11 protein-coding genes and 1 pseudogene are annotated in these 20,733 nt (G+C 70.7%); 7 read left to right on the plus strand and 5 right to left on the minus strand.

Annotated features, from left to right (window positions below):
* Positions 1–4,542, minus strand: a 4,542-nt coding sequence (locus ACWC21_RS09150; RefSeq protein ID WP_450879688.1) for a beta strand repeat-containing protein, incomplete at its 3' end; no start/stop codon positions are given.
* A gap of 483 nt (positions 4,543–5,025) precedes the next feature.
* Here ACWC21_RS09150 and ACWC21_RS09155 point away from each other — a divergent pair.
* Both ACWC21_RS09155 and ACWC21_RS09160 read left to right on the plus strand, forming a co-directional pair.
* Positions 5,026–5,664: a DedA family protein gene (locus tag ACWC21_RS09155; protein ID WP_450879690.1), complete on the plus strand. Its 639-nt coding sequence runs from the start codon at positions 5,026–5,028 to the stop codon at positions 5,662–5,664.
* 100 nt (positions 5,665–5,764) lie between these two features.
* Positions 5,765–6,600 (plus strand): annotated as a pseudogene (locus tag ACWC21_RS09160) (MBL fold metallo-hydrolase).
* Between the two features lie 50 nt (positions 6,601–6,650).
* On the opposite strand, the gene ACWC21_RS09165 reads toward ACWC21_RS09160, so the two are convergent.
* Complete coding sequence (locus tag ACWC21_RS09165; protein ID WP_450879692.1) at positions 6,651–6,995, minus strand: cytochrome C oxidase subunit I; 345 nt, start codon at positions 6,993–6,995, stop codon at positions 6,651–6,653.
* Between the two features lie 16 nt (positions 6,996–7,011).
* The gene (gene ctaD / locus ACWC21_RS09170; RefSeq protein WP_450879694.1) at positions 7,012–8,703 is read right to left on the minus strand and encodes an aa3-type cytochrome oxidase subunit I; all 1,692 of its coding nucleotides are present in this window, start codon (positions 8,701–8,703) and stop codon (positions 7,012–7,014) included.
* A 418-nt stretch (positions 8,704–9,121) separates the two neighbouring features.
* Here ctaD and ACWC21_RS09175 point away from each other — a divergent pair, with 418 nt between their 5' ends.
* Together ACWC21_RS09175 and ACWC21_RS09180 are read left to right on the plus strand one after the other, a co-directional pair.
* Positions 9,122–14,659, plus strand: coding sequence for an Ig-like domain repeat protein (locus ACWC21_RS09175; protein WP_450879696.1), 5,538 nt, complete (start codon positions 9,122–9,124; stop codon positions 14,657–14,659).
* A gap of 43 nt (positions 14,660–14,702) precedes the next feature.
* Entirely contained in the window at positions 14,703–15,251 is a 549-nt protein-coding gene (locus tag ACWC21_RS09180; protein WP_450879698.1) for a YciI family protein, read from the plus strand.
* A gap of 28 nt (positions 15,252–15,279) precedes the next feature.
* Here ACWC21_RS09180 and ACWC21_RS09185 read toward each other — a convergent pair whose 3' ends face one another.
* Complete coding sequence (locus ACWC21_RS09185; RefSeq protein ID WP_450879700.1) at positions 15,280–15,867, minus strand: TetR/AcrR family transcriptional regulator; 588 nt, start codon at positions 15,865–15,867, stop codon at positions 15,280–15,282.
* Between the two features lie 382 nt (positions 15,868–16,249).
* Between ACWC21_RS09185 and ACWC21_RS09190 the strand changes: the two genes are divergently transcribed.
* The 3 genes from ACWC21_RS09190 to ACWC21_RS09200 all read left to right on the plus strand — a co-directional run bounded on the left by ACWC21_RS09190 (position 16,250) and on the right by ACWC21_RS09200 (position 19,838).
* A complete protein-coding gene (locus tag ACWC21_RS09190) occupies positions 16,250–17,512 on the plus strand; it encodes an MFS transporter (RefSeq protein WP_450879848.1) in 1,263 nt (420 codons plus the stop codon).
* Between the two features lie 111 nt (positions 17,513–17,623).
* A complete protein-coding gene (locus ACWC21_RS09195) occupies positions 17,624–18,313 on the plus strand; it encodes a GAF and ANTAR domain-containing protein (RefSeq protein WP_450879702.1) in 690 nt (229 codons plus the stop codon).
* Between the two features lie 217 nt (positions 18,314–18,530).
* Complete coding sequence (locus ACWC21_RS09200) at positions 18,531–19,838, plus strand: Ig-like domain repeat protein (RefSeq protein ID WP_450879704.1); 1,308 nt, start codon at positions 18,531–18,533, stop codon at positions 19,836–19,838.
* Positions 19,839–19,873: 35 nt separating this feature from the next.
* Here the strand turns inward: ACWC21_RS09200 and ACWC21_RS09205 are convergent, their stop codons facing one another.
* Complete coding sequence (locus tag ACWC21_RS09205) at positions 19,874–20,638, minus strand: sugar isomerase domain-containing protein (RefSeq protein WP_450879706.1); 765 nt, start codon at positions 20,636–20,638, stop codon at positions 19,874–19,876.
* Positions 20,639–20,733: the final 95 nt, after the last annotated feature.

A 20,733-nucleotide genomic window follows, 5' to 3' on the forward strand; every position in this document is an offset into this window, starting at 1 on the left:
CACCGTCCCCGTCGGCGTCCCCGCACCCGGAGCCACCGCTGCCACCGTCACGGTGAACGTCACCGGTTCACCCACCACCGACGGATCGGGCGAGGAGGTCACCGTCGCCGTGGCCGTGGCCTGGTTCACCGTCTGCGTGTCCGTACCCGTGGCACCGGCGAAATCGGTGTCCCCGCCGTAGGCGGCGGTGACCGTGTACGGGCTGCCCGCCACGTCCGTGTAGGCGTGGGTGACCGTCGCCGTTCCTCCGGCGAGGGTCGCGGTGGCGGCCGCCGACCCACCGAAGTCGAGGGTCACCGTCCCCGTCGGCGTCCCCGCACCCGGAGCCACCGCTGCCACCGTCACGGTGAACGTCACCGGTTCACCCACCACCGACGGATCGGGCGAGGACGTCACCGTCGCCGTGGCCGTGGCCTGGTTCACCGTCTGCGTGTCCGTACCCGTGGCACCGGCGAAATCGGTGTCCCCGCCGTAGGCGGCGGTGACGGTGTACGGGCTGCCCGCGGTGGTGGCGTACGCATGCGTGACCGTGGCCACGCCGCCCACCAAGGTCCCCGTCGCGGCCGCCGACCCGTCACCGAAGTCGAAGGTCACCGTCCCCGTCGGCGTCCCCGCACCCGGAGCGGTCGCGGACACCATCGCAGTGACGGTCACCGGCTCGCCCACCACCGACGGATCGGGAGAGGACGTCACCGTCGCCGTGACCGCTGCCTGGCTCACCGTCTGTGTGTCGGTTCCCGTCGACGGGTTGAAGTCGCCGTTCCCGCCGTAGGTGGCGGTGACCGTGTACGGGCTGCCCGCGGTGGTGGCGTACGCATGCGTGACCGTGGCCACGCCCCCCACCAAGGTCCCCGTCGCGGCCGCCGACCCGTCACCGAAGTCGAAGGTCACCGTCCCCGTCGGCGTCCCCACACCCGGAGCGGTCGCGGACACCGTCGCAGTGACGGCCACCGGCTCGCCCACCACCGACGGATCCGGCGAGGACGTCACCGCGGTGGTGGTGTCCGCCACGTCGACCGTGTGGGGGTCGGTGCCCGAGGAGCCGGCGAAGCCGGGGTCTCCGCCGTAGACGGCCGTGATGGTGAACGGGCTGCCGGTCGCCGTGCTGTAGGTGTGGGTGGCCGTGGCCGTGCCGCCCACGACGACTCCCGGGACCGGTGTGGAGCCGTCCCCGAAGTCGAAGGTGACGGTCCCGGACGGCGTTCCCGCGCCCGGAGCCGTCGCTGTCACCGTCGCCGTGGCCGTCACCTGCTCGCCCACCACCGACGGGTCGGGGGATGACGTCACCTGGGTCGTCGTGGCCGACTGGTTCACCGTGTGGGTGTCGGTGCCGACCGACGGGCCGAAGTTGCCGTTGCCGGTGTAGATGGCGGTGATGACGTGTGCGCCGACCGTCAGGGCGGTGGTGGTGACGGTGGCGGTGCCGCCGGTGACGGGCGCGGTGAGGACCGGGCCACCGCTGATGACGAAGAACATCGTCCCGCCGGGCGTACCGGCTCCGGGGGCGTTGGGCGTCACGGTGGCGGTGATCGTCACCTGCTGGCCGAAGACGGACGGGTCGGGGGTCGAGGTGACCGTGGTGGTCGTCTGGGCCGCGATCACGGTCTGGGTGTCGGTGCCCGTGGATGCGGTGAAGTCGGCGTTCCCGCCGTAGGTGGCGGTGACCGTGTACGGGCTGCCGGATGTGGAGGTGTAGGTGTGGGTGACCGTCGCCGTGCCGCCGACCAGCGGCACGGTGTCGGCCGGTGACCCGTCCCCGTAGGTGACGGTCACGTTGCCGGTCGGTGTTCCGGCGCCGGGTGCCGCGGCGGCCACCGTCACGGTGATTCCGACCGGTTGGCCGACCATCGAGGGGTCGGGGCCAGTGGCGACGGTGGTGGTGGTTCCCGTCGCTTCCACCGTCTGGGTGCCGGTGCCCGTCGAGGCGGTGAAGTCGGCGTTCCCGCCGTAGGTGGCGGTGACCGTGTACGGGCTGCCCGACGTGGAGGCGTAGGTGTGGGTGGCGGTGGCCGTACCACCCGTGACGGCCGCGGTCTGGGTGGGGCTGCCGTCACCGAAGTCGAAGGTGACCGTGCCCGTGGGCGACCCGGCACCCGGAACAACGGCCGCGACGGTGGCGGTGAACGTCACCGGCTGCCCCACCACCGACGGATCCGGGCTCGACGACACGGTGGTCGTGGTCCCGGCCGCGGTCACCGTCTGGGTGTCCGTGCCGGTCGAGGCGGCGAAGTCGCTGTCGCCTCCGTACGTCGCCGACACCGGGTACGGGCTGCCCGCGGTGCTGGTGTAGGTGTGGGCGGCCGTGGCCGTGCCGCCGACGACCGGCACCGTCACCGTCGGACTGCCGTCACCGAAGTCGAAGGTGACCGCGCCCGTCGGGGACCCGGCCCCCGGAGGGGTGGGGGCGACCGTGGCGGTGAACGTCACCGGCTGCCCCACCACCGACGGATCCGGGCTCGACGACACGGTGGTCGTGGTCCCGGCCGCGGTCACCGTCTGGGTGTCCGTGCCGGCGGCGGGCAGGAAGGAGGCGTCACCGTTGTAGACGGCGACGACGGTGTACGGGCTGGCCACTGCGGTGGTGTACGCGTGGGTGGCCGTGGCGGTGCCCCCGGCGACCGGCACCGTCACCGGCGCGCTGCCGTCACCGAAGTCGAAGGTGACCGTGCCCGTCGGCGACCCGGCCCCCGGAGGGGTAGGGGCGACCGTGGCGGTGAACGTCACCGGCTGCCCCACCACCGACGGATCCGGGCTCGAGGTGACGGTGACCTGCGTGCCGGCCGCGGTCACCGTCTGAATGTCGGTGCCCGTCGAGGCGGCGAAGTCGCTGTCCCCGCCGTAGGAGGCGGTGATCGTGTACGGGCTGCCGGACGTGGAAGCGTAGGTGTGGGTGACCGTCGCCGTGCCGCCCGTCAGGGTCACCGTCTGGGCCGGGCTGCCGTCGCCGAAGTTGATCGTGACGTTCCCCGTGGGCGTGCCGGTCGCCGGTGCGACCGGTGCCACCGCGGTGGTGATGGTCACCGGCTGGCCGGCCGTCGACGGGTCCGGCGCGGACGTCACCGTGGTGGTCGTGGCCGCGGGGTTGACGGTCTGGGTGTCGGTGCCCGAGGAGCCTGCGAAGTTGCCGCTCCCGCCGTAGGTGGCGGTGATGGTGTACGGGCTGCCGGACGTGGAGGTGTAGGTGTGGGTGACCGTCGCCGTGCCGCCCACCAGCGTGCCGCTCTGGGTCGGTGACCCGTCGCCGAAGTCGAAGGTGACCGTGCCCGTCGGTGTCCCCGCACCCGGCGCCAACGGCGTCACGGTCGCGGTGATGGTCACCGGCTGCCCCACCGTGGACGGATCCGGTGCGGAGGTCACCGTCGTCGTGGTGGCCGCGAGGTTGACGGTCTGGGTGTCCGTGCCCGAGGACGGGACGAAGTTCACGCTGCCGCCGTAGGTGGCCGTCACCGTGAACGGGCTGCCCGCGGTGGTGGTGTAGGCGTGCGTGGTCGTGGCTGTGCCACCGACCAGCGGCACCGTCACCGGCGGCGCCCCGTCCCCGAAGGTGAAGGTGACCGTCCCCGTCGGTGTCCCCGCACCCGGAGCCGTCGGCGTCACGGTCGCGGTGAGGGTCACCGGCTGCCCCACCACCGACGGGTCCGGGCTGGAGGACACCGTCGTGGTCGTGGCTGCCGGCAGTACGGTCTGGGTGTCGGTGCCCGTGGACGGGTTGAAGGCCGCGTTCCCACTGTAGGTGGCGGTGACCGTGTACGGGCTTCCGGCGGTGCTGGTGTAGGTGTGGTTGACCGTGGCCACACCTCCGACGAGGGGGACCGTCAGCGACGACGCGTCGCCGAAGGTGAAGGTCACCGTGCCCGTGGGCGTGCCGGTCCCCGGGGGCACCGGCGCCACGGTGGCCGTGAAGCTCACCTGCTGTCCCACCACGGACGGGTCCGGCGAGGAGGTCACCGTCGTGGTCGTGGCCGCCTTGCCCTGGACGGTCTGGGTGTCCGTCCCGGACGACGGCAGGTAGTTGGCGTCCCCGTTGTAGAGCGCGGTGATCGTGTGGGAGCCGGGGTTCAGCGTGCTCGTGGTGACCGTCGCCTTTCCTCCCACCAGCGGCGCGGTCAGCGTCGGCCCTCCGCTGATGAAGAAGGTGACGGTTCCGGTCGGTGTTCCCGTGCCCGGTGAGACCGGCTGCACCGTCGCCGTGATCGTCACCGGCTGGCCGGAGGCCGACGGATCCGGTGTGGATGTGACCGTCGTCGTGGTGGTCGCCTGGATGACGGCCTGGACCGTGGAACCCGTCGAGGAGGTGAAGTTGGTGTCACCGTGGTAGGTGGCGGTGACCGTGTGGTTTCCGACGGTCAGGTTGGTGACCGTCGCCGTGGCGGTACCGCCCACGACGGGCGCCGTCACGGTCGGCCCGCCGCTGACGGTGAAGGTGACCGTTCCCGTCGGAGTCCCCGCGCCGAGCGGGATGACGGTCGCGGTCAGCGTCACCGGCTGACCGACGACCGATGGATCCGGCGATGTGCTGACCAAGGTTACGGTTGCAGGCATGAACGCGGCCCTCCGATGAGATCGAGGCTGTCGGGGCCGTCTCTCGTCCTCTCACTGCCGGGGGCCGCTGCCGACGGTGACGGATGCAGGGCACCACAGACCGCCGTCCCCCGACAGGGAGATGGGCGGCTCCGTCGGTTCCACCAGTACGCGCCCGGGCGGTTTCGACACGCCAGAGCCATGACCCCCAATCCCCCGAACTGCCGAGCGTGCGGGCCGCGCGAGCCGCGCGCAGACGGCCCACGACACCGGCGCGCAACTGGCGACACGCGCCGGGTGGTTGCACCGCGGTGCGGGCGCGGAAGGCGCGGCGGCGGGCCTGCGAGGTACGCCGTCCGTATGCTCCGGCGTCAGGGGACGACGGCGGTCGCCGCTCGGCCCCGCCGTACGATCCTCCGTTCACGGACGCGGATCCGGGTACCTGAGTGGTGCCCAAGGGACACTTGGGGCAGTGACCGACGAGCGTACCGGGAGGCGAGGGCTGTGATCGCCGTCAACCCGACGGACAGTGCGTCGCTGCTCGCTGCCTTCGGCGCGCTGGGTGTCCTGGCGGTGGTGTTCGCCGAGTCGGGCCTGCTGGTCGTCGGTTTCTTCCTGCCGGGTGACACGCTGCTCCTCCCCGCCGGGGTGCTGTGCGCGGCGAGCGGTGACCAGTCGCCGCGGCTGGAGCTGTGGCAGGTGCTGGTGTGCGCGGGCGTCGGCGCCGTGGCGGGCGGCCAGGTGGGCTATCTGCTCGGCCGCCACGGTGGGCGGCCTCTGCTGGCCCGTACTTCGAAGCGGCGGGTGAAGGAGGGGGCGGCACGGGCCGAGCGGCTGCTGGCCCGCTACGGATACGGCAAGGCGCTCGTGATCGGCCGCTTCGTTCCGATGGTGCGCACGGTGCTGCACCCGGCGGCCGGGGCGCTGGGGGTGCCCGCGCGGACGTTCACCGTCTGGCAGACCGTCGGCGGACTGCTCTGGTCGCAGAGTCTCGTACTGGCCGGATACCTCCTGGGTTCGGCGGTGTCGCACGTCGACGACTATCTGCTGCTGTTCGTCGCCGTGATCGCCGTCCTCTCAATGCTGCCGCTGCTGGCGGAGGCCCGCCGATCACGGCGGGACCGTTCCCGCTCGACGGGGTGACCCGACGTCCGGTACGCATGCGGGTTTCGGGGTACTCCGTTCCCGACGAACCAGCTCCGGGCGACTACGGACGGGCCCGTTCCGTCGGGTGAGGACAGTCATGGCTGCCTTCGAGGACGCGGTCGATCTCCACTTCATAGGCGATGCGACGGTCCTGCTGCTACGGCGAGCTGACCCTGCTGACCGACCCCAACTTCCTCCACCGCGGCGAGCGGGCACACCTGGGGTACGGCCTGGTCAGCCGCCGGCTGACCGAGCCGGCCGTCGACGTGCGGGAACTGCCCCGGATCGACGGCGCCGTCCTGTCCCATCTGCATGGTGATCACTGGGACCGCCGGGCCCGACGGCACCTGGACCGGTCGGTGCCGATCGTCACGACTCCGCACGCCGCACGGCATCTGCACACCTGGCAGGGGTTTCGCCGGGCATGCGGGCTGCGTACATGGGAGAGCTGCACCCTGCGGCAGGGCGGCGCGCAGGTCCGCGTGACCTCCCTGCCCGGACGGCATGCCCCTGCACCCCGTGCTGCGCCGCCTGCTGCCCCCCGTGATGGGCAGCATGCTGGAGTTCGGCCCCCTGAACGGGCCGGTCCGTCTACGGTTGTACATCTCCGGCGACACGCTCGTCTTCGACGGGCTGGAGGAGATCGGACAGCGCTTCCCCACCGCCGATCTGGCCGTGCTCCACCTGGGAGGCACCACGCTTCCCGGTGGTTTCGTCGTCACCATGGACGGTGCCCAGGGCGCCGAACTCGCGCGGCGCCTCGACTGCCGGCGCGTCCTGCCCGTGCACTACGACGACTACACCCGCTTCCGCTCCCCCCTCGACGACTTCCTGGCGAAGGCACGAGAACTCGGGCTCGACGAGCGGCTCGTACACTGCCCTCGGGGACAGCACACCCGGGTACTGCGGGGTGAGCGACCCGCTGTGCGCTGAGGCACCGCCAGGGTCCGACGCAGAGTGGTCGACGGGCAATCGTGTCCGCCTCAGAAGAGCAACCACAGGGCGGCCGCCGCGGTGAAGCCGGCGCAGACAGCCAGGGTCAGACCCACACAGCGCCGTCGCAGCATCCGATAGCGGCTCTCGTACTCGGCACGCAGGGACAGGCACCGGGCCGCGATGCGTTCGAGGTCCTTCCGAGCGCGCTGAAGGGTGTCGGCGACGTAACGCTGCTCGATCTCCGCGCGCTGTGACGTGGTCAGCCATTCCACGGGTCCGGCGAACTCCCGCGCCCGCTGCTCCGCCTCCGCGATCCTGGCGTGCCACAGCAGGTATCCCTCCACCTCGTTGCCCAGGTCGCTGTCGGTTCCCAGCCTCGGCAGTTCGTTCACGTGCGTCCTCGGCCGGTCACTGCCGGGCTCCGTGGGCCTCGGCCTCGGCCAGCGCGATGTCGGGGTGGTGCAGGTCGAACGCCGGGGATTCGCTGCGGATCCGCGGCAGGGTGAGGAAGTTGTGCCGCGGCGGCGGGCAGGAGGTCGCCCACTCCAGTGAACGGCCGTAGCCCCACGGGTCGTCCACGCCGACCGGCTCGCCGTACTTGGCCGTCTTCCACACGTTGTAGAGGAACGGCAGGATCGACAGGCCGAGCACGAAAGAGCCGATCGTCGACACCGTGTTCAGAGTCGTGAAGCCGTCCGCGGCCAGGTAGTCCGCGTAGCGGCGCGGCATACCCTCGGCACCCAGCCAGTGCTGGACCAGGAACGTGGTGTGGAAACCGGTGAACAGCGTCCAGAAGGTGACCTTGCCGAGGCGCTCGTCCAGCATCTTGCCGGTGAACTTCGGCCACCAGAAGTGGAATCCCGCGAACATCGCGAACACGACGGTGCCGAAGACGACGTAGTGGAAGTGCGCCACCACGAAGTACGAGTCCGAGACCTCGAAGTCCAACGGCGGCGAGGCCAGGATGATGCCCGTCAGACCGCCGAAGAGGAACGTGACGAGGAAGCCCGCCGCCCAGAGCATCGGCGTCTCGAAGGACAGCGATCCCTGCCACATGGTGCCGATCCAGTTGAAGAACTTCACACCGGTCGGGACGGCGATCAGGAAGGTCATGAAGGAGAAGAAGGGCAGGAGGACGGCGCCGGTGACGAACATGTGGTGCGCCCACACCGTCGCGGACAGCCCGGCGATCGAGATGGTGGCGGCGACCAGGCCCGCGTAGCCGAAGATCGGCTTGCGGGAGAAGACCGGAATGACCTCGGTGATGATGCCGAAGAACGGCAACGCGATGATGTACACCTCCGGGTGGCCGAAGAACCAGAAGAGGTGTTGCCACAGCAGGGGGCCGCCGTTCGCGGCGTCGTACACGTGGGCGCCGAACTTGCGGTCGGCCTCCAGGGCGAAGAGGGCGGCCGCCAGGACCGGGAAGGCCAGCAGGACCAGGACACCGGTCAGCAGCACGTTCCAGGTGAAGATCGGCATCCGGAACATGGTCATGCCCGGGGCGCGCATGCAGATGATCGTGGTGATGAAGTTGACCGCACCGAGGATCGTGCCGAAGCCGGAGAAGGCCAGGCCCATGATCCACATGTCGGCGCCGATGCCCGGTGTGCGGATGGCGTCGGAGAGCGGGGTGTAGGCGAACCAGCCGAAGTCGGCGGCGCCCTGCGGGGTGAGGAAGCCACCGACGGCGATGAGGGAGCCGAACAGGTAGAACCAGTAGGCGAGCATGTTCAGCCGGGGGAAGGCCACGTCCGGAGCGCCGATCTGCAGCGGCATGATCCAGTTGGTGAAGCCGGCGAACAGCGGCGTCGCGAACATCAGCAGCATGATCGTGCCGTGCATCGTGAACGCCTGGTTGAACTGCTCCTTGGAAATGATCTGCAGGCCCGGGCGGGCCAGTTCGGCACGCATGAGCAGTGCCATCACGCCGCCGATCAGGAAGAAACCGAACGACGTCGACAGATACAGGGTGCCGATCGTCTTGTGATCGGTGGTCGTCATCCACTTGACCACGACGCTGCCGGGCCGCCTGCGCCTGACCGGCAACTCACTGTCGTAGGTCGCGGTCGGATCTTTTGCGTCGTCGAGAATGCTCACAGGTCTTCCGTCTCCCGATGCTCGCGGTTCGCCCACGGCGGTCACCGGTCATCCTGGCGTCACGGAGCACCGGTTGGCGCCCTGAGCGGTCGGGACTGCGCCGATCGCGTGACGGTGACACACGACTGGAGTAATCGGGTTTCCCCGGCAGGAGAACTCCGGGGCGCACAACCCTGCCCATGTGCGCGCGGATTGTGCTCCTTGCGCGCTTACCCGAACAGGCTAATGAGGTCTTGCCGATGCGGCCAGTCGGGTGAGTTAGTGAAGGAGTCCTACCGGTGGGCTGCCCATCCTCTCCGGGAGAGCGGCTCCGTTGTGCGCCTACTTCCGTGGTCGGCAACAACACGGTGGGCTTTCCGGGAGCGGGCGGTCGCCAGCACAGCGTGCGGAGATTCCTCCGCAAGGCGAGGTGATTGTCGTGCCGACCGCCCCCGACATCGATGCCCCCGACGTGTGGGCCCTTTCCGCTCCGTCCCGTATCTCCCCCGATCAGGGCCCTGCCGGTGGTGGAACGCGGGTGACCATCACCGGCTCGCACCTCAGCGGCGCCACGACTGTGCGCTTCGGTTCCCGCAGCGCCCAGGTCTTCACCGTGGTGAACGACGCGACCATCATCGCGGTGAGCCCTGCGGGAAGCGGGGCGGTCGCCGTCACGGTCACCACGCCTGGGGGTACCACCACACTCGGGGAGTTCGTCTACGAACCGCCGCCCGGCCTCCAGTCGGTGCGTCCCGGCGGCGGACCACTGTCGGGCGGCAACACGGTCGTACTGAAGGGGGAGAACCTGCTCACGGCGAGTTCGGTGCGGTTCGGCGCCGGCGTCGCCGTGCCGACGGTGGTGTCGGATCAGCAGCTGACCGTGGTGGTCCCGCCGGCTGCGGCTCCGGGCACCGTGCCGGTGACGGTGAGCACCGCCGGCGGCGTGAGCAACCCGGTACCGTACGTCTACAGTCCCACGCCGACGATCTCCGGGGTCTTCCCTGCCTCCGGAAGCACGGCCGGCGGGAGCGTGGTGGTCATCACCGGTTCCGGGCTCTCCCAGGTCACCGGTGTCACCTTCGGCGGTCTGCCGGCCACGTCGTTCCGCGCCAACTCCGACACCCTGATCATCGCGGTGGTCCCGGCTAGGGTGCCGGGACCGGCGGACGTCACGGTGATCACGCCGGGCGGCAGCACCACCGCGACCGGGGCGTACTCGTACGACATCCCCACGTCCACGACGGTGGGCTCCTCTCCGGATCCCTCGGTGACCGGCCAGCAGGTGACGGTCACCGCGACCGTCGCGGCGGGCACCCAGGAGGCCGGCACCCCGACCGGGACGGTCACGTTCGACTTCGGCGACGGAACCGCCCCCGTGTCCGCCCCGATCAGCGCCGGCACCGCCACCGCCACCCATACCTACGCGTCCGCCTCGGGCAGCCCCTACGGGATCACCGCCACGTACAGCGGGGACACCTCCTTCCTCCCGTCCTCCGGCAGCACGGCGCACACCGTTCACCGCGCCGTCACCGTGACCAGCACGACCTCGACGCCCGCTCCTTCGGCCGTCGGCCAGGCGGTCACCCTCATCGCCCGCGTCGTGGTCGCACCACCCGGAACCGGCAATCCCACCGGCACCGTCACCTTCACCTTCGGCGACGGCAGCCCCCCGGCGACCGCCGCCGTGGTCAACCACGTCGCCACCCTCACCCACACCTACAGCGACACCGCCGGCAGCCCTTACACCCTCACCGCCACCTACGACGGCGACAGCGACTACGCGCCCTCCACCTCCCCTGACGACAACCACGTCGTCACCGCCACGGTGGCGGCGACGACCACCACCCTCACCTCCTCCCCCAATCCTTCGGTCGCCGGACAGCGGGTCACCTTCACCGCCACCGTCGCCCCGGTCCCCCCGGCCACCGGCACCCCCACCGGCACCGTCACCTTCTCCTTCCGGGAGAACGACTCCACCACCGTCCCCCTCAACCCCGACGGCACCGCGACCACCAGCCGCGTCTACCCCACGACCACCGGCAGCCCCTACGCCCCGCTCGCCGTCTACAACGGGGACACCCGGTTCAGCTCCTCCAGCGACGTCATCCTCCAGACCGTCGGTCCCGCCGCCACCGCCACGACCGTCACCACCGACGCCAACCCCTCGGTCACCGGCCAACCCGTCACGGTGACCGCCACCGTCGCCCCCCTGCCTCCCGGAACCGGCACTCCCACCGGCACCGTCACCTTCACCTTCGGCGACGGCAGCCCCGCGGTGACCGCGCCGGTCACCGCAGGCACCGCCCGCACCACCCACACCTGGACCGCGGTGACAGGCAGCCCTTACACCGTCACCGCGACCTACAACAGCGACGTCAACTTCGCGACGTCCAGCGGAACCACCAGCCAGACAGTCACCCGGGCCGACACCACCACGAGCGTCACCACCAGCACCAATCCCTCGGTGGCCGGCCAGCCGATCACCGTTTCCGCCGCCGTCGTACCCGTCACCGGGCCCGACAGCCCCGCCGGCAACGTCGTCTTCACGTTCGGCGACGGCAGCGACGACGTCACGGCCCCCGTCATCGCCGGGGTGGCCACCACGGCCCACACCTACCTGCACACCTCCGGCAGCCCCTACACCATCACGGCCACCTACAGCGGCGACGCGAATTTCACCGGGTCCAGTGGCACCACCGGTCAGACCGTCGGCACAAGCGCCACCGTCACAGCGGTCACCACCGCGCCGAGGCCCTCCGCGGCCGGCCAGCCGGTGACCCTCACCGTCACCGTCGGAGCATCTTCCCCGGGCTCGGGGGCGCCGTCCGGGACCGTGAGCGTCGACTTCGGTGACGGCACACCGCCGGTGGAGGCTTCGTTGACCGGGGCGGCGGCGGTCCTGATCCACACCTACGCCGGCACGATCGGCAGCCCGTACGTCATCACCGCGGCCTACGCCGGCGACAGCGACTTCGCTCCGTCCAGCGGCACCGGCACCCAGACGGTGAGCCGGGCCTCGACCGTCGTGACGGTGGCCGGGGCTCCCGACCCGTCACTGGCCGGCCAACCGGTGACGTTCACCGCGACCGTCGGTCCGTCCGCCGGCACCGGCGCCCCGTCCGGAACCGTGCGGTTCGACTTCGGCGACGGCACGTCGCCCGCCGTGGTTTCCCTCGTCGGGAGTGTGGCCACGGTCCAGCACGCCTACGGCTCGGCCTCCGGCGGGCCGTACACCGTGACCGCCGCCTACTCGGGCGACACCGACTTCACGGCGGCGAGCGGCGTCACCACGCAGACCGTCGCCCCGGCCCTCACCACCACAGCGGTGAGCACCTCGCCGGACCCGTCGACGACCGGCGGACAGGTGACCGTCACCGCAACCGTGACCGCCGTCCCGCCCGGCGCCGGCAGCCCGACGGGAACGGTGACGTTCGACTTCGGCGACGGCACCACCCCCGTCTCCGCCCCGGTCACCTCCGGCACCGCCACCACCACCCACGCCTACGCGTCCACCTCCGGCAGTCCTTTCGCCGTCATCGCCACGTACAGCGGTGACGGTGACTTCACCGGCTCGACCGGCAGCACCATCCAGACGGTGAACAAAGGGGGCTCCACCACGACGGTGAGCGCTTCACCGGACCCGTCGGTGACCGGTCAGCAGGTGACGGTCACCGCGACCGTCACAGCGAACAGCCAGCAGGCCGGTCCCCCGACGGGAACGGTGACGTTCGACTTCGGCGACGGCACCACCCCCGTCTCCGCCCCGGTCACCTCCGGCACCGCCACCACCACCCACGCCTACTCCGACACCGTCAGCAGTCCCTACACCGTCACCGCCGCCTACAACGGGGACAACGCCCTGCTGTCCTCCTCGGGCACCACGACGCACACTGTGCAACGGACCGCCACGGTGACGACCGTGTCCTCGACGCCGGACCCGTCCCCGGTCGGCCAGTCGGTCACCCTGATCGCCCGCGTCGTGGTCGCTCCGCCGGGAACGGGCAACCCCTCGGGCACGGTGACCTTCAGCTTCGGCGACGGCAGTCCCCCGGCCACCGCGACCCTGGTCAACCATGTCGCCAGCGTCACCCACACCTACGCCGACACCGCCGGCAGCCCCTACTCCGTCACCGCCGCCTACAACGGCGACTCCCAGTACGCTCCTTCCACTTCCCCGGTCGGCAGCCACACGGTCTCCGTCACCGCGGCAGCGACCTCGACCAGACTCACCTCCTCTCCCAACCCCTCGGTCACCGGACAGCGGGTCACCTTCACCGCCACCGTCGCCCCGACCCCCCCGGCCACCGGCACCCCCACCGGAACCGTCACCTTCTCCTTCCGCGACAACGACGCGACGACCGTCCCCCTCAACCCCGACGGAACCGCGAGCACCAGCCGCGTCTACCCCACGACCACCGGCAGCCCCTACGCCCCGCTGGCCACGTACAGCGGTGACAGCCGCTTCAGCTCGTCCAGCGACGTCACGGTCCAGACCGTCAACCGGGCAGGGACCACCACGACCGTCTCCACGAACGCCGGCCCCGCCGTCACCGGCCAACCCGTCACCATCACGGCCACCGTCGCCCCCCTCCCGCCCGGAGCCGGGGCTCCCACCGGCACCGTGACCTTCACCTTCGGCGACGGCACGCCGTCCGTCACCGCCCCCGTCAGCGGCGGAACCGCGACCACCACCCACACCTGGACCGCGGTCGCGGGCAGCCCCTACACCATCACCGCCACCTACAGCAGTGACGCCGACTTCGCCACCTCCAGCGGCACCACCAGCCAGACGGTGAACCGGGCAGCCACGACCACCACGGTCACCACCTCGCCCCGCCCGTCCGTGACCGGCCAGCCCGTGACAGTGACCGCGGCCGTCACCGCGAACCCGCCCGGCACGGGCACTCCGACCGGTACCGTCACCTTCTCCTTCGGTGACGGCAGCCAATCCGTGACCGTCCCCGTCAGTGCCGGAACCGCGACCACCAACCACACCTGGACCGGGGCCGCCGGCAGCCCCTACACCGTGACCGCCTCCTACAGCGGTGACAGCGACAGGAGCCCGTCGTCCGGGACCACCGCGCACACGGTGAGCCCGGCTGTCACCAGTACGTCGGTCGCCCTCTCCCCCAACCCCTCGCGGACCGGCCAGACCGTTACCGCGACCGCGACGGTCTCCGCCGTCTCCCCCGGCGCCGGCACGCCGTCCGGCACCGTCACCTTCACTTTCGGTGACGGCTCCAGCGTCACCTCGGCGCTCGGCGCCGGCAGCGCCACCGCCACCCATGCCTACGCCACCCGGGCCGGCAGTCCGTTCACCGTGAAGGCGGCCTACAACGCAAGCTCCGACTTCGCCGCCTCCAGCGGGACGGCCACCCAGACGGTCAACCAGGCCGCTACGACCACCGCTCTCACCACCGGCCCCAATCCCGCGGTGACCGGACAGCCGGTGACCTTCACCGCCACCGTCGCCGTCGTCTCCCCCGGTACCGGCAGCCCCACCGGCACGGTCACCTTCAGCTTCGGCGACGGTACACCCGCGGTCACCGCCCCCGTCTCCTCCAGGACGGCCACCACCACCCATGCCTACACCAGGACCACAGGCAGCCCCTTCACGGTCACCGCCGCCTACAACGGCGACACCGGCTACTCCCCGTCGACCACCAGCAGAACGCAGACGGTCAATCCCGCGGCCACCACGACCGCGATCTCCGTCTCGCCCAGCCCGGCCACCCACACCCAGCCGATCACCGTCACCGTCACCGTGGCACCCGTCTCCCCCGGCGCTGGCACCCCCACCGGAACCGTCACCGTGGCGGTCAGCGGCGAGAAGACCCAGACCGTCCCGCTGGTCTCCGGCACCGCGTCCGTCGGGTACCCACGCCTGACCAAGGGAGTGCACACGGTCGACGTCAGCTACAGCGGCGACACCAACTACAGCTCCTCCACCGCCGGCACCACGGAAACCGTCACCTGAACCCGCTGGCGCCGGTCGCCTCCTTCAAGTGATCCTGGGGCGCATGGAGTTCCTCTGCCATCACCGCGACCGGCCCGGCTCCGTGACGTTGCGCCACGAGTTGGTGGAAGAGCACTGGTCCTACATGGACCGGTACACGAAGGAGATGATCGCCCGAGGTCCGACCCTGGCGGACGACGGGGAAACACCGACCGGAAGCGTGCACATCATCGACCTGCCCGATCCCGCCGCCGCCCGCGCGTTCGCCTTCGACGAGCCGAACTACCAGGCCGGCGTCTACCGGGACGTGCTGCTGCGACGGTGGCGCAACATGCTCGGACGCACCATGTGGGACTTCCCCGGCGGCCGGACCGGCGGCAGCCGGTACCTGGTGATCGGCCTCGGCACCGGGCCGGCCGCCGACCTCGTGCCACCGTCCGACCGGGACGAGCTGATCGCCTACGGGCCCCTGCTGTCGGACGACGGCACCGCCTGGCTCGGTACGGCGGCACTGCTTCGGGCACCGGACCGGCAGACGGCATGCGCCGTCCTGACTCCGGACCGGTACGCCGACATCGAGGTGCACAACTGGCAGTTCGGGGGGCGGTCATGACCTGAAGACACGGGAGCCCGACTCCCGGTCAGTGCGGTGCGCGCAGCCCTGCGACGAGGAGCTCGACCATGCGGCGTGCGTCATAGCGGGGATCATGGTCGGCGCCGATGCAGAGGTTCCCGACGCCGCGCATGAGCGCGTACGCGTCCACGTCGGAGCGGATCTCGCCGGCGGCGGCCGCGGCGTCCAGCAGCTGGGTGCACACGGGCACGAGGCGGTCGAGGAAGTAGGCGTGCAGCGTTTCGAAGCCGGCGTTGTCGGACTGCAGCACGGCGGCGAGTCCGTGCTTGGTGACCAGGAAGCCGACGAACCGGTCGATCCACAGCCCCAGCGCGGCGTGCGGGGTCGGGCTCGTCGCCAGCAGGGCGGGCCCGGCCTCGGCGCACGCCTCGACCTGATGCCGGTAGACGGCGATGATGAGATCCGCGCGGGTGGGGAAGTGACGGTAGATCGTCCCCATCCCGACACCGGCCTTGGCCGCGATGTCCCGCACCGGCGCCTCGACCCCCGACGTGACGAAGACCGCGGCGGCGGCGTCGAGCAGGGTCTCCTTGTTACGCCGGGCGTCCGCCCGCTCGGCCCGCGCTCGCCCCGCGCCCTCGTGGCTGCCGTTCACCGCGACGCTCCCTCCTCCACCGAGCCCGCACTGCTCGGGACATTCTCCCACGGCCGGCTGACCGGATCCTCGTTCCGCATGGTTGCGGAACAACGACGCCGGCTTCCGGCACCTGCGACGTCATCTCCGCGGCCTGGCCTCCGCCGGTGCCCGGCACATCACCGGCCGGACCATCCACGTCGACGGAGGGGCCTGCACGACACGGTGAGCGATCAGTCAGGCCCGGTAACCCGGCGTTCCACGGGCCCGCTGCCCGATCATCGGCCTAACATGCCGGAATGCAGCCACACTTCACCGGTACTCGTCCGGTCACCGACGAGGCTCCGGCCTCAGCCGCCTTCCACGCCGAAGCCCCCGCGCCCCGGGACCAAGGGTGACCCGCATGCCGAGGCCTTCCCGGCTCGGGCTCTTACGCGACCCGGACTTCGGGCGTCTGTTCGCCGCGACCGCCCTCGGCCAGCTCGGTGATCGCATCATCTTTCTGGCGTTGCCTCTGGTCGCCATCGTCGCCTTGCGGGCCGACGAGTTCCAGGTCGGGCTGCTCACCGCGATGACCACGGCGGGCTCGCTCCTGGTCGGGTTACCGGCAGGCGCATGGGTGGACCGTATGCGCAAGAGATCGGTGATGATCAGCACCGATCTCGCGCGGGCGCTGGTCCTGGCGACGATCCCGGTGGCATGGTGGGCGGGCGCTCTGACGATCTGGTGGCTCTACGCGGTCGCGTTGGTCCATGGGGTGCTGACCGTTTTCTTCGACGTCGCGTACGTCAGTTATCTGCCGCACCTGGTGGGCCGCAGCAATCTCGTCGAGGGGAATGCGAAGCTCTCGGCCATCCGATCGGTCACCAGTATCAGTGGGCCGGGGATGGCAGGACCGCTGGTCGGCCTGGTCGGAGCCCCCGCAACACTTCTGGTGAGTTCCGCCGGGATGACCATGTCCGGGCTTCTCGCCCTCGGCATCCGCACACGCGAACAGAAGCCGGAGCCGAGTGAGCACCCCCGCCTCGTGCGGGACATCAGAGAGGGACTGAAATTCGTTCTGAAGCATCCCTCGCTGCGCGCCGTCATAGTGGCGGATGCGATATTCAACCTCTTTCTGGTCGTATACCAGACCATGTTACTGGTGTTCCTGGACAGGGAAATGGGCCTCGAGGCCTTCGGTATCGGCCTCATTCTGTCCGGGATGGGATGCGGCGCCCTGCTGGGCGCACTCCTGGCGACCAGGATCTCGAGACGGGTCGGGCAGGGCCGGGTCATCTGGCTGGCACCGCTCGTCACCTGCCCCTTGACCGTCCTGATGCCGCTGGCACATCCGGGTCCGGGCGTGTACGCGGCCGCGCTCGGACTCGCTTGCCTTTCCCTGGGCGGAGTCGTCCGCGTCGTGGCTCAGTCGAGTTTCCAGCAGGCCCTCACACCGGATCGGCTCCTGGGCCGGATGAGCGCGACGGCCCGGTTCGTGTCCTGGGGCGGCATTCCGCTGGGCGGCCTTCTGGGCGGAGCTTCGGGCTCGGCGTTCGGAGCATCGGCCACATTGTGGATCGGGGCGGCCGGCATGACACTGAGTGTGCTCCCGAACTTCCTGTCACCGCTTCGCGGCATGCGCGAACTACCTGAAACAAAAAATCCCGAGCCGGCCACTCTCTGACAATGCCGGTGCGCCCCACCTGTTTGCGCAATCGTGCAGAGGGACATGGTCCGCGTGCGGCGGGAAAGGCGCAGACGTGGACGGGAGTGAGCTCTGGCAGGGAGGGCCGGGATGGATTGGCGTACGTTCGCGCAGCAGATGGCCTCGATGGCGCGCCTCCTGCTGGCGGAGGAGTCGGTCGCTGCCACACTGGCGCGGATCACTTCCTCGGCCGTCGAACTCGTCGAGGGCTGTGACGCGGCTGGAATCCTCCTCCTGCACAGCAGGCAAGTGGAGACGCTCGCCCCGACGGAGAAGCTGGTCATCGACAGCGACCAGCTCCAGGCGCGGCTCGGTGAGGGGCCGTGTTTCGACGTGGCCTCCCGCTCGGAGGGAGAGCGGGTCTACCGCATCGCCGATCTCACCGAGGCGCAGCCTCGCTGGCCCGCGTACGCTCAGGGCGCCCGGGAGCTGGGGGTGGGCAGCATGATGGGCTTCTTGCTGTTCACCGAGGACGAGGACCTGGGCGCGCTCAACGTGTACTCCCGTAAGCCGGGCGCGTTCACCGAGGCCGGCGAGACCGCGGGCTGGCTGCTGGCATCCCATGCATCGGTCGCCTTCTCGAGCGCCCGCACCCACGCGCAGATGGAGCAGGCCGTCGCCACCCGCCATGTCATCGGCGAGGCGATGGGCATCCTGATGGGCAGCCACCGCCTCACCGAGGACGAGGCGTTCGACGTGCTGCGCCGTTACTCCCAGGAGAACAACGTCAAGCTCCGGGAGGTCGCCGGGCAGGTCTGCGAGAAGGGCGGCCTTCTGTGACGGTCGCGCCCGGTACGACCGGCCCGACGGCCAGGATCCTCGCCGCACGCGATCGCCTCGTCGTCCGACGCGTTCCGGGCGCGGGCGCCGCACCGGTGTTCGCGGACCGGAGCACCGGGCAGCCGGGCAGCTGACGAACCGCTCGGCAGAGGGAGCCCTGCTTCCTCCATGACCGCGGTGTCGCCGTCCGCGGACCCCTCGGTGGGCCGGCCGGCCGGTGACATTCACCGCCGCCGTGACCGCGGAGCCGCCGGGTGCGGGGACCCCGTCGGGGACGGTCACCTTCGACTTCGGTGACGGCACCGCCCCGGTGACGGCCCCGCTGTCCGGTGGGACGGCCGCCGTCTCGCATCCCTACACCGGCACGTCCGGCGCCCCGTACGTCGTCACCGCCGCCTACGACGGTGACGCCGACTTCTCCTCGTCCACCGGCACCGGTACCCACCTGGTCGGCCGCACCGCGACCACCATGACCGTGGCGACGTCACCGGATCCGTCGGTGACCGGTCAGCCGGTGACCGTCACCGCCACGGTCACGCCCGTGGCTCCGGGCGCCGGCAGCCCGACCGGGACGGGGACCCTCGACTTCGGTGACGGCACCGCGCCGACGGCGCTGCCGTTGACCGGCGGCGTGGCCACGGGCACGCACACCTACGCCGCGGCGGGCAGTCCGTACAACACCGTCATCGCCACCTACGGCGGCTCGGCCGACTTCACGGATTCCGCCGGGACCGACTCCCAGACCGTGCTTCCGGCCTCGACCAGCACCACCCCGACCACGTCGCCGGATCCCTCGGTGGCCGGTCAGCCCGTGACCCTCACCGCCACCGTCGCCCCTCTCGATCCCGGCGCCGGCAGCGCCTTCCCCATCACCGCGACCTACAACGGAGACACGAACTTCACCACCTCCACCGGCACCGACACCCAAACCGTCAACCCGGCCGCCACCACCACAACGGTGACTTCATCGCCCGACCCCTCAGCAACCGCCCAGTCGGTCACCATCACCGCAACGGTGGCACCGGTGGCACCCGGTGCGGGCACGCCGACCGGCACGGTCACCTTCACCTTCGGGGACGGCTCACCGTCCGTCACAGCCCCGGTGAGCGGCGGTGGCGCCACCATCACCCACACCTACGCCACGACGCTCGGCAGCCCCTTCACCATCACCGCCGCCTACAGCGGCGACACCGCCTTCACCACGTCCACCGGCACCGACACCCAAACCGTCAACAAGGCTGCCACCACCACGACGATCGTTTCCTCACCCAACCCCTCGTCCCCCGGCGGCAAGGTCACGGTCACCGCGACGGTGACCCCGGTCGCACCCTCGACAGGTACGCCGACCGGGACCGTCACCCTCGTCCTCGGCGACCGCAACCCACAGGTCATCAGCCTCGTCAACGGTGTGGCCACCACGACCTTCAACCCCATCAACCGAGGTTCCTACAGCATGAGCGCCTCCTACAGCGGCGACACCCACTACGCGTCCTCCACCGCGACCGCCACCCACACGGTGACCTGACCCGGAAGGTTCAGGTCAGCCCGCCGCAACCGGCCCTAACTCGCCGTACGGCGGATGCGGCCCTCATACCGCTTCTCCAGCTCCAAGTTGCTCTCGAACCCGCCGGGCACGTTCGCCGACACGTACACCGGCGGGCGTTCCCCGGCGGCGAGGAGGAGCGAGGTCGCCTCGGCCACCGCCAGCTGGACCAGCATCACGCCGGTCAGGGTGGACAGGGCGCAGACGGCGCCGCCTTCGGGGAGGTCGAGGAGGGCGTCGCCGCGCGGGGCCCCGTTGTCCAGGACGACGTCGGCGATGTCGGCGAGCTTCTTGCCGCTGGGATGACCGGCGGGGACCGCCCGGGTGTGCGTGACCGAGGTGATGGCCAGTACGCGGTGGCCGTGCTCCTTGGCGTGCAGGGCCATCTCGACGATCACGTTGTTGACGCCGGAGTTGGAGATCACGACGAAGAGGTCCTGGGGCCGCGGGGCGGCCAGGTCGTAGATCCGGGCGGCCACCCCGGCCTCCCGCTCCAGCAGCGGGTCGTCGAGGCTGCTCGGTGCGGCGCCGCCGTACAGGACGAGGTCGGCCATGCTCAGCCGGTTGGTGGGGACGAACCCGCCCGCGCGCCCCGCGAGTTCGAGGACCACGGCCTGCGAGTGGCCCGTGCCGAAGGCCTGGACGACGCCGTCGGAACGCACGCAGTCGGCGATGAGCCGGGCGGCTCGGGTCACGTCGTCGCGGGAGGATTCGGTGATGTGCTGGAGGATGACCAGACTCTCGGTGGCGAACCGCTGGGCGCTCACGGGATCGACGGACACTCGGACTCCCCACTGATGGATTGAACCACCCTGTATGCGACACTCGATGAATCAATAAATCACAGCCGGTCCTGGTATTCAATCCGTGTCGTCAA

It is taken from the genome of Streptomyces sp. NPDC001348 (genome assembly GCF_053597535.1).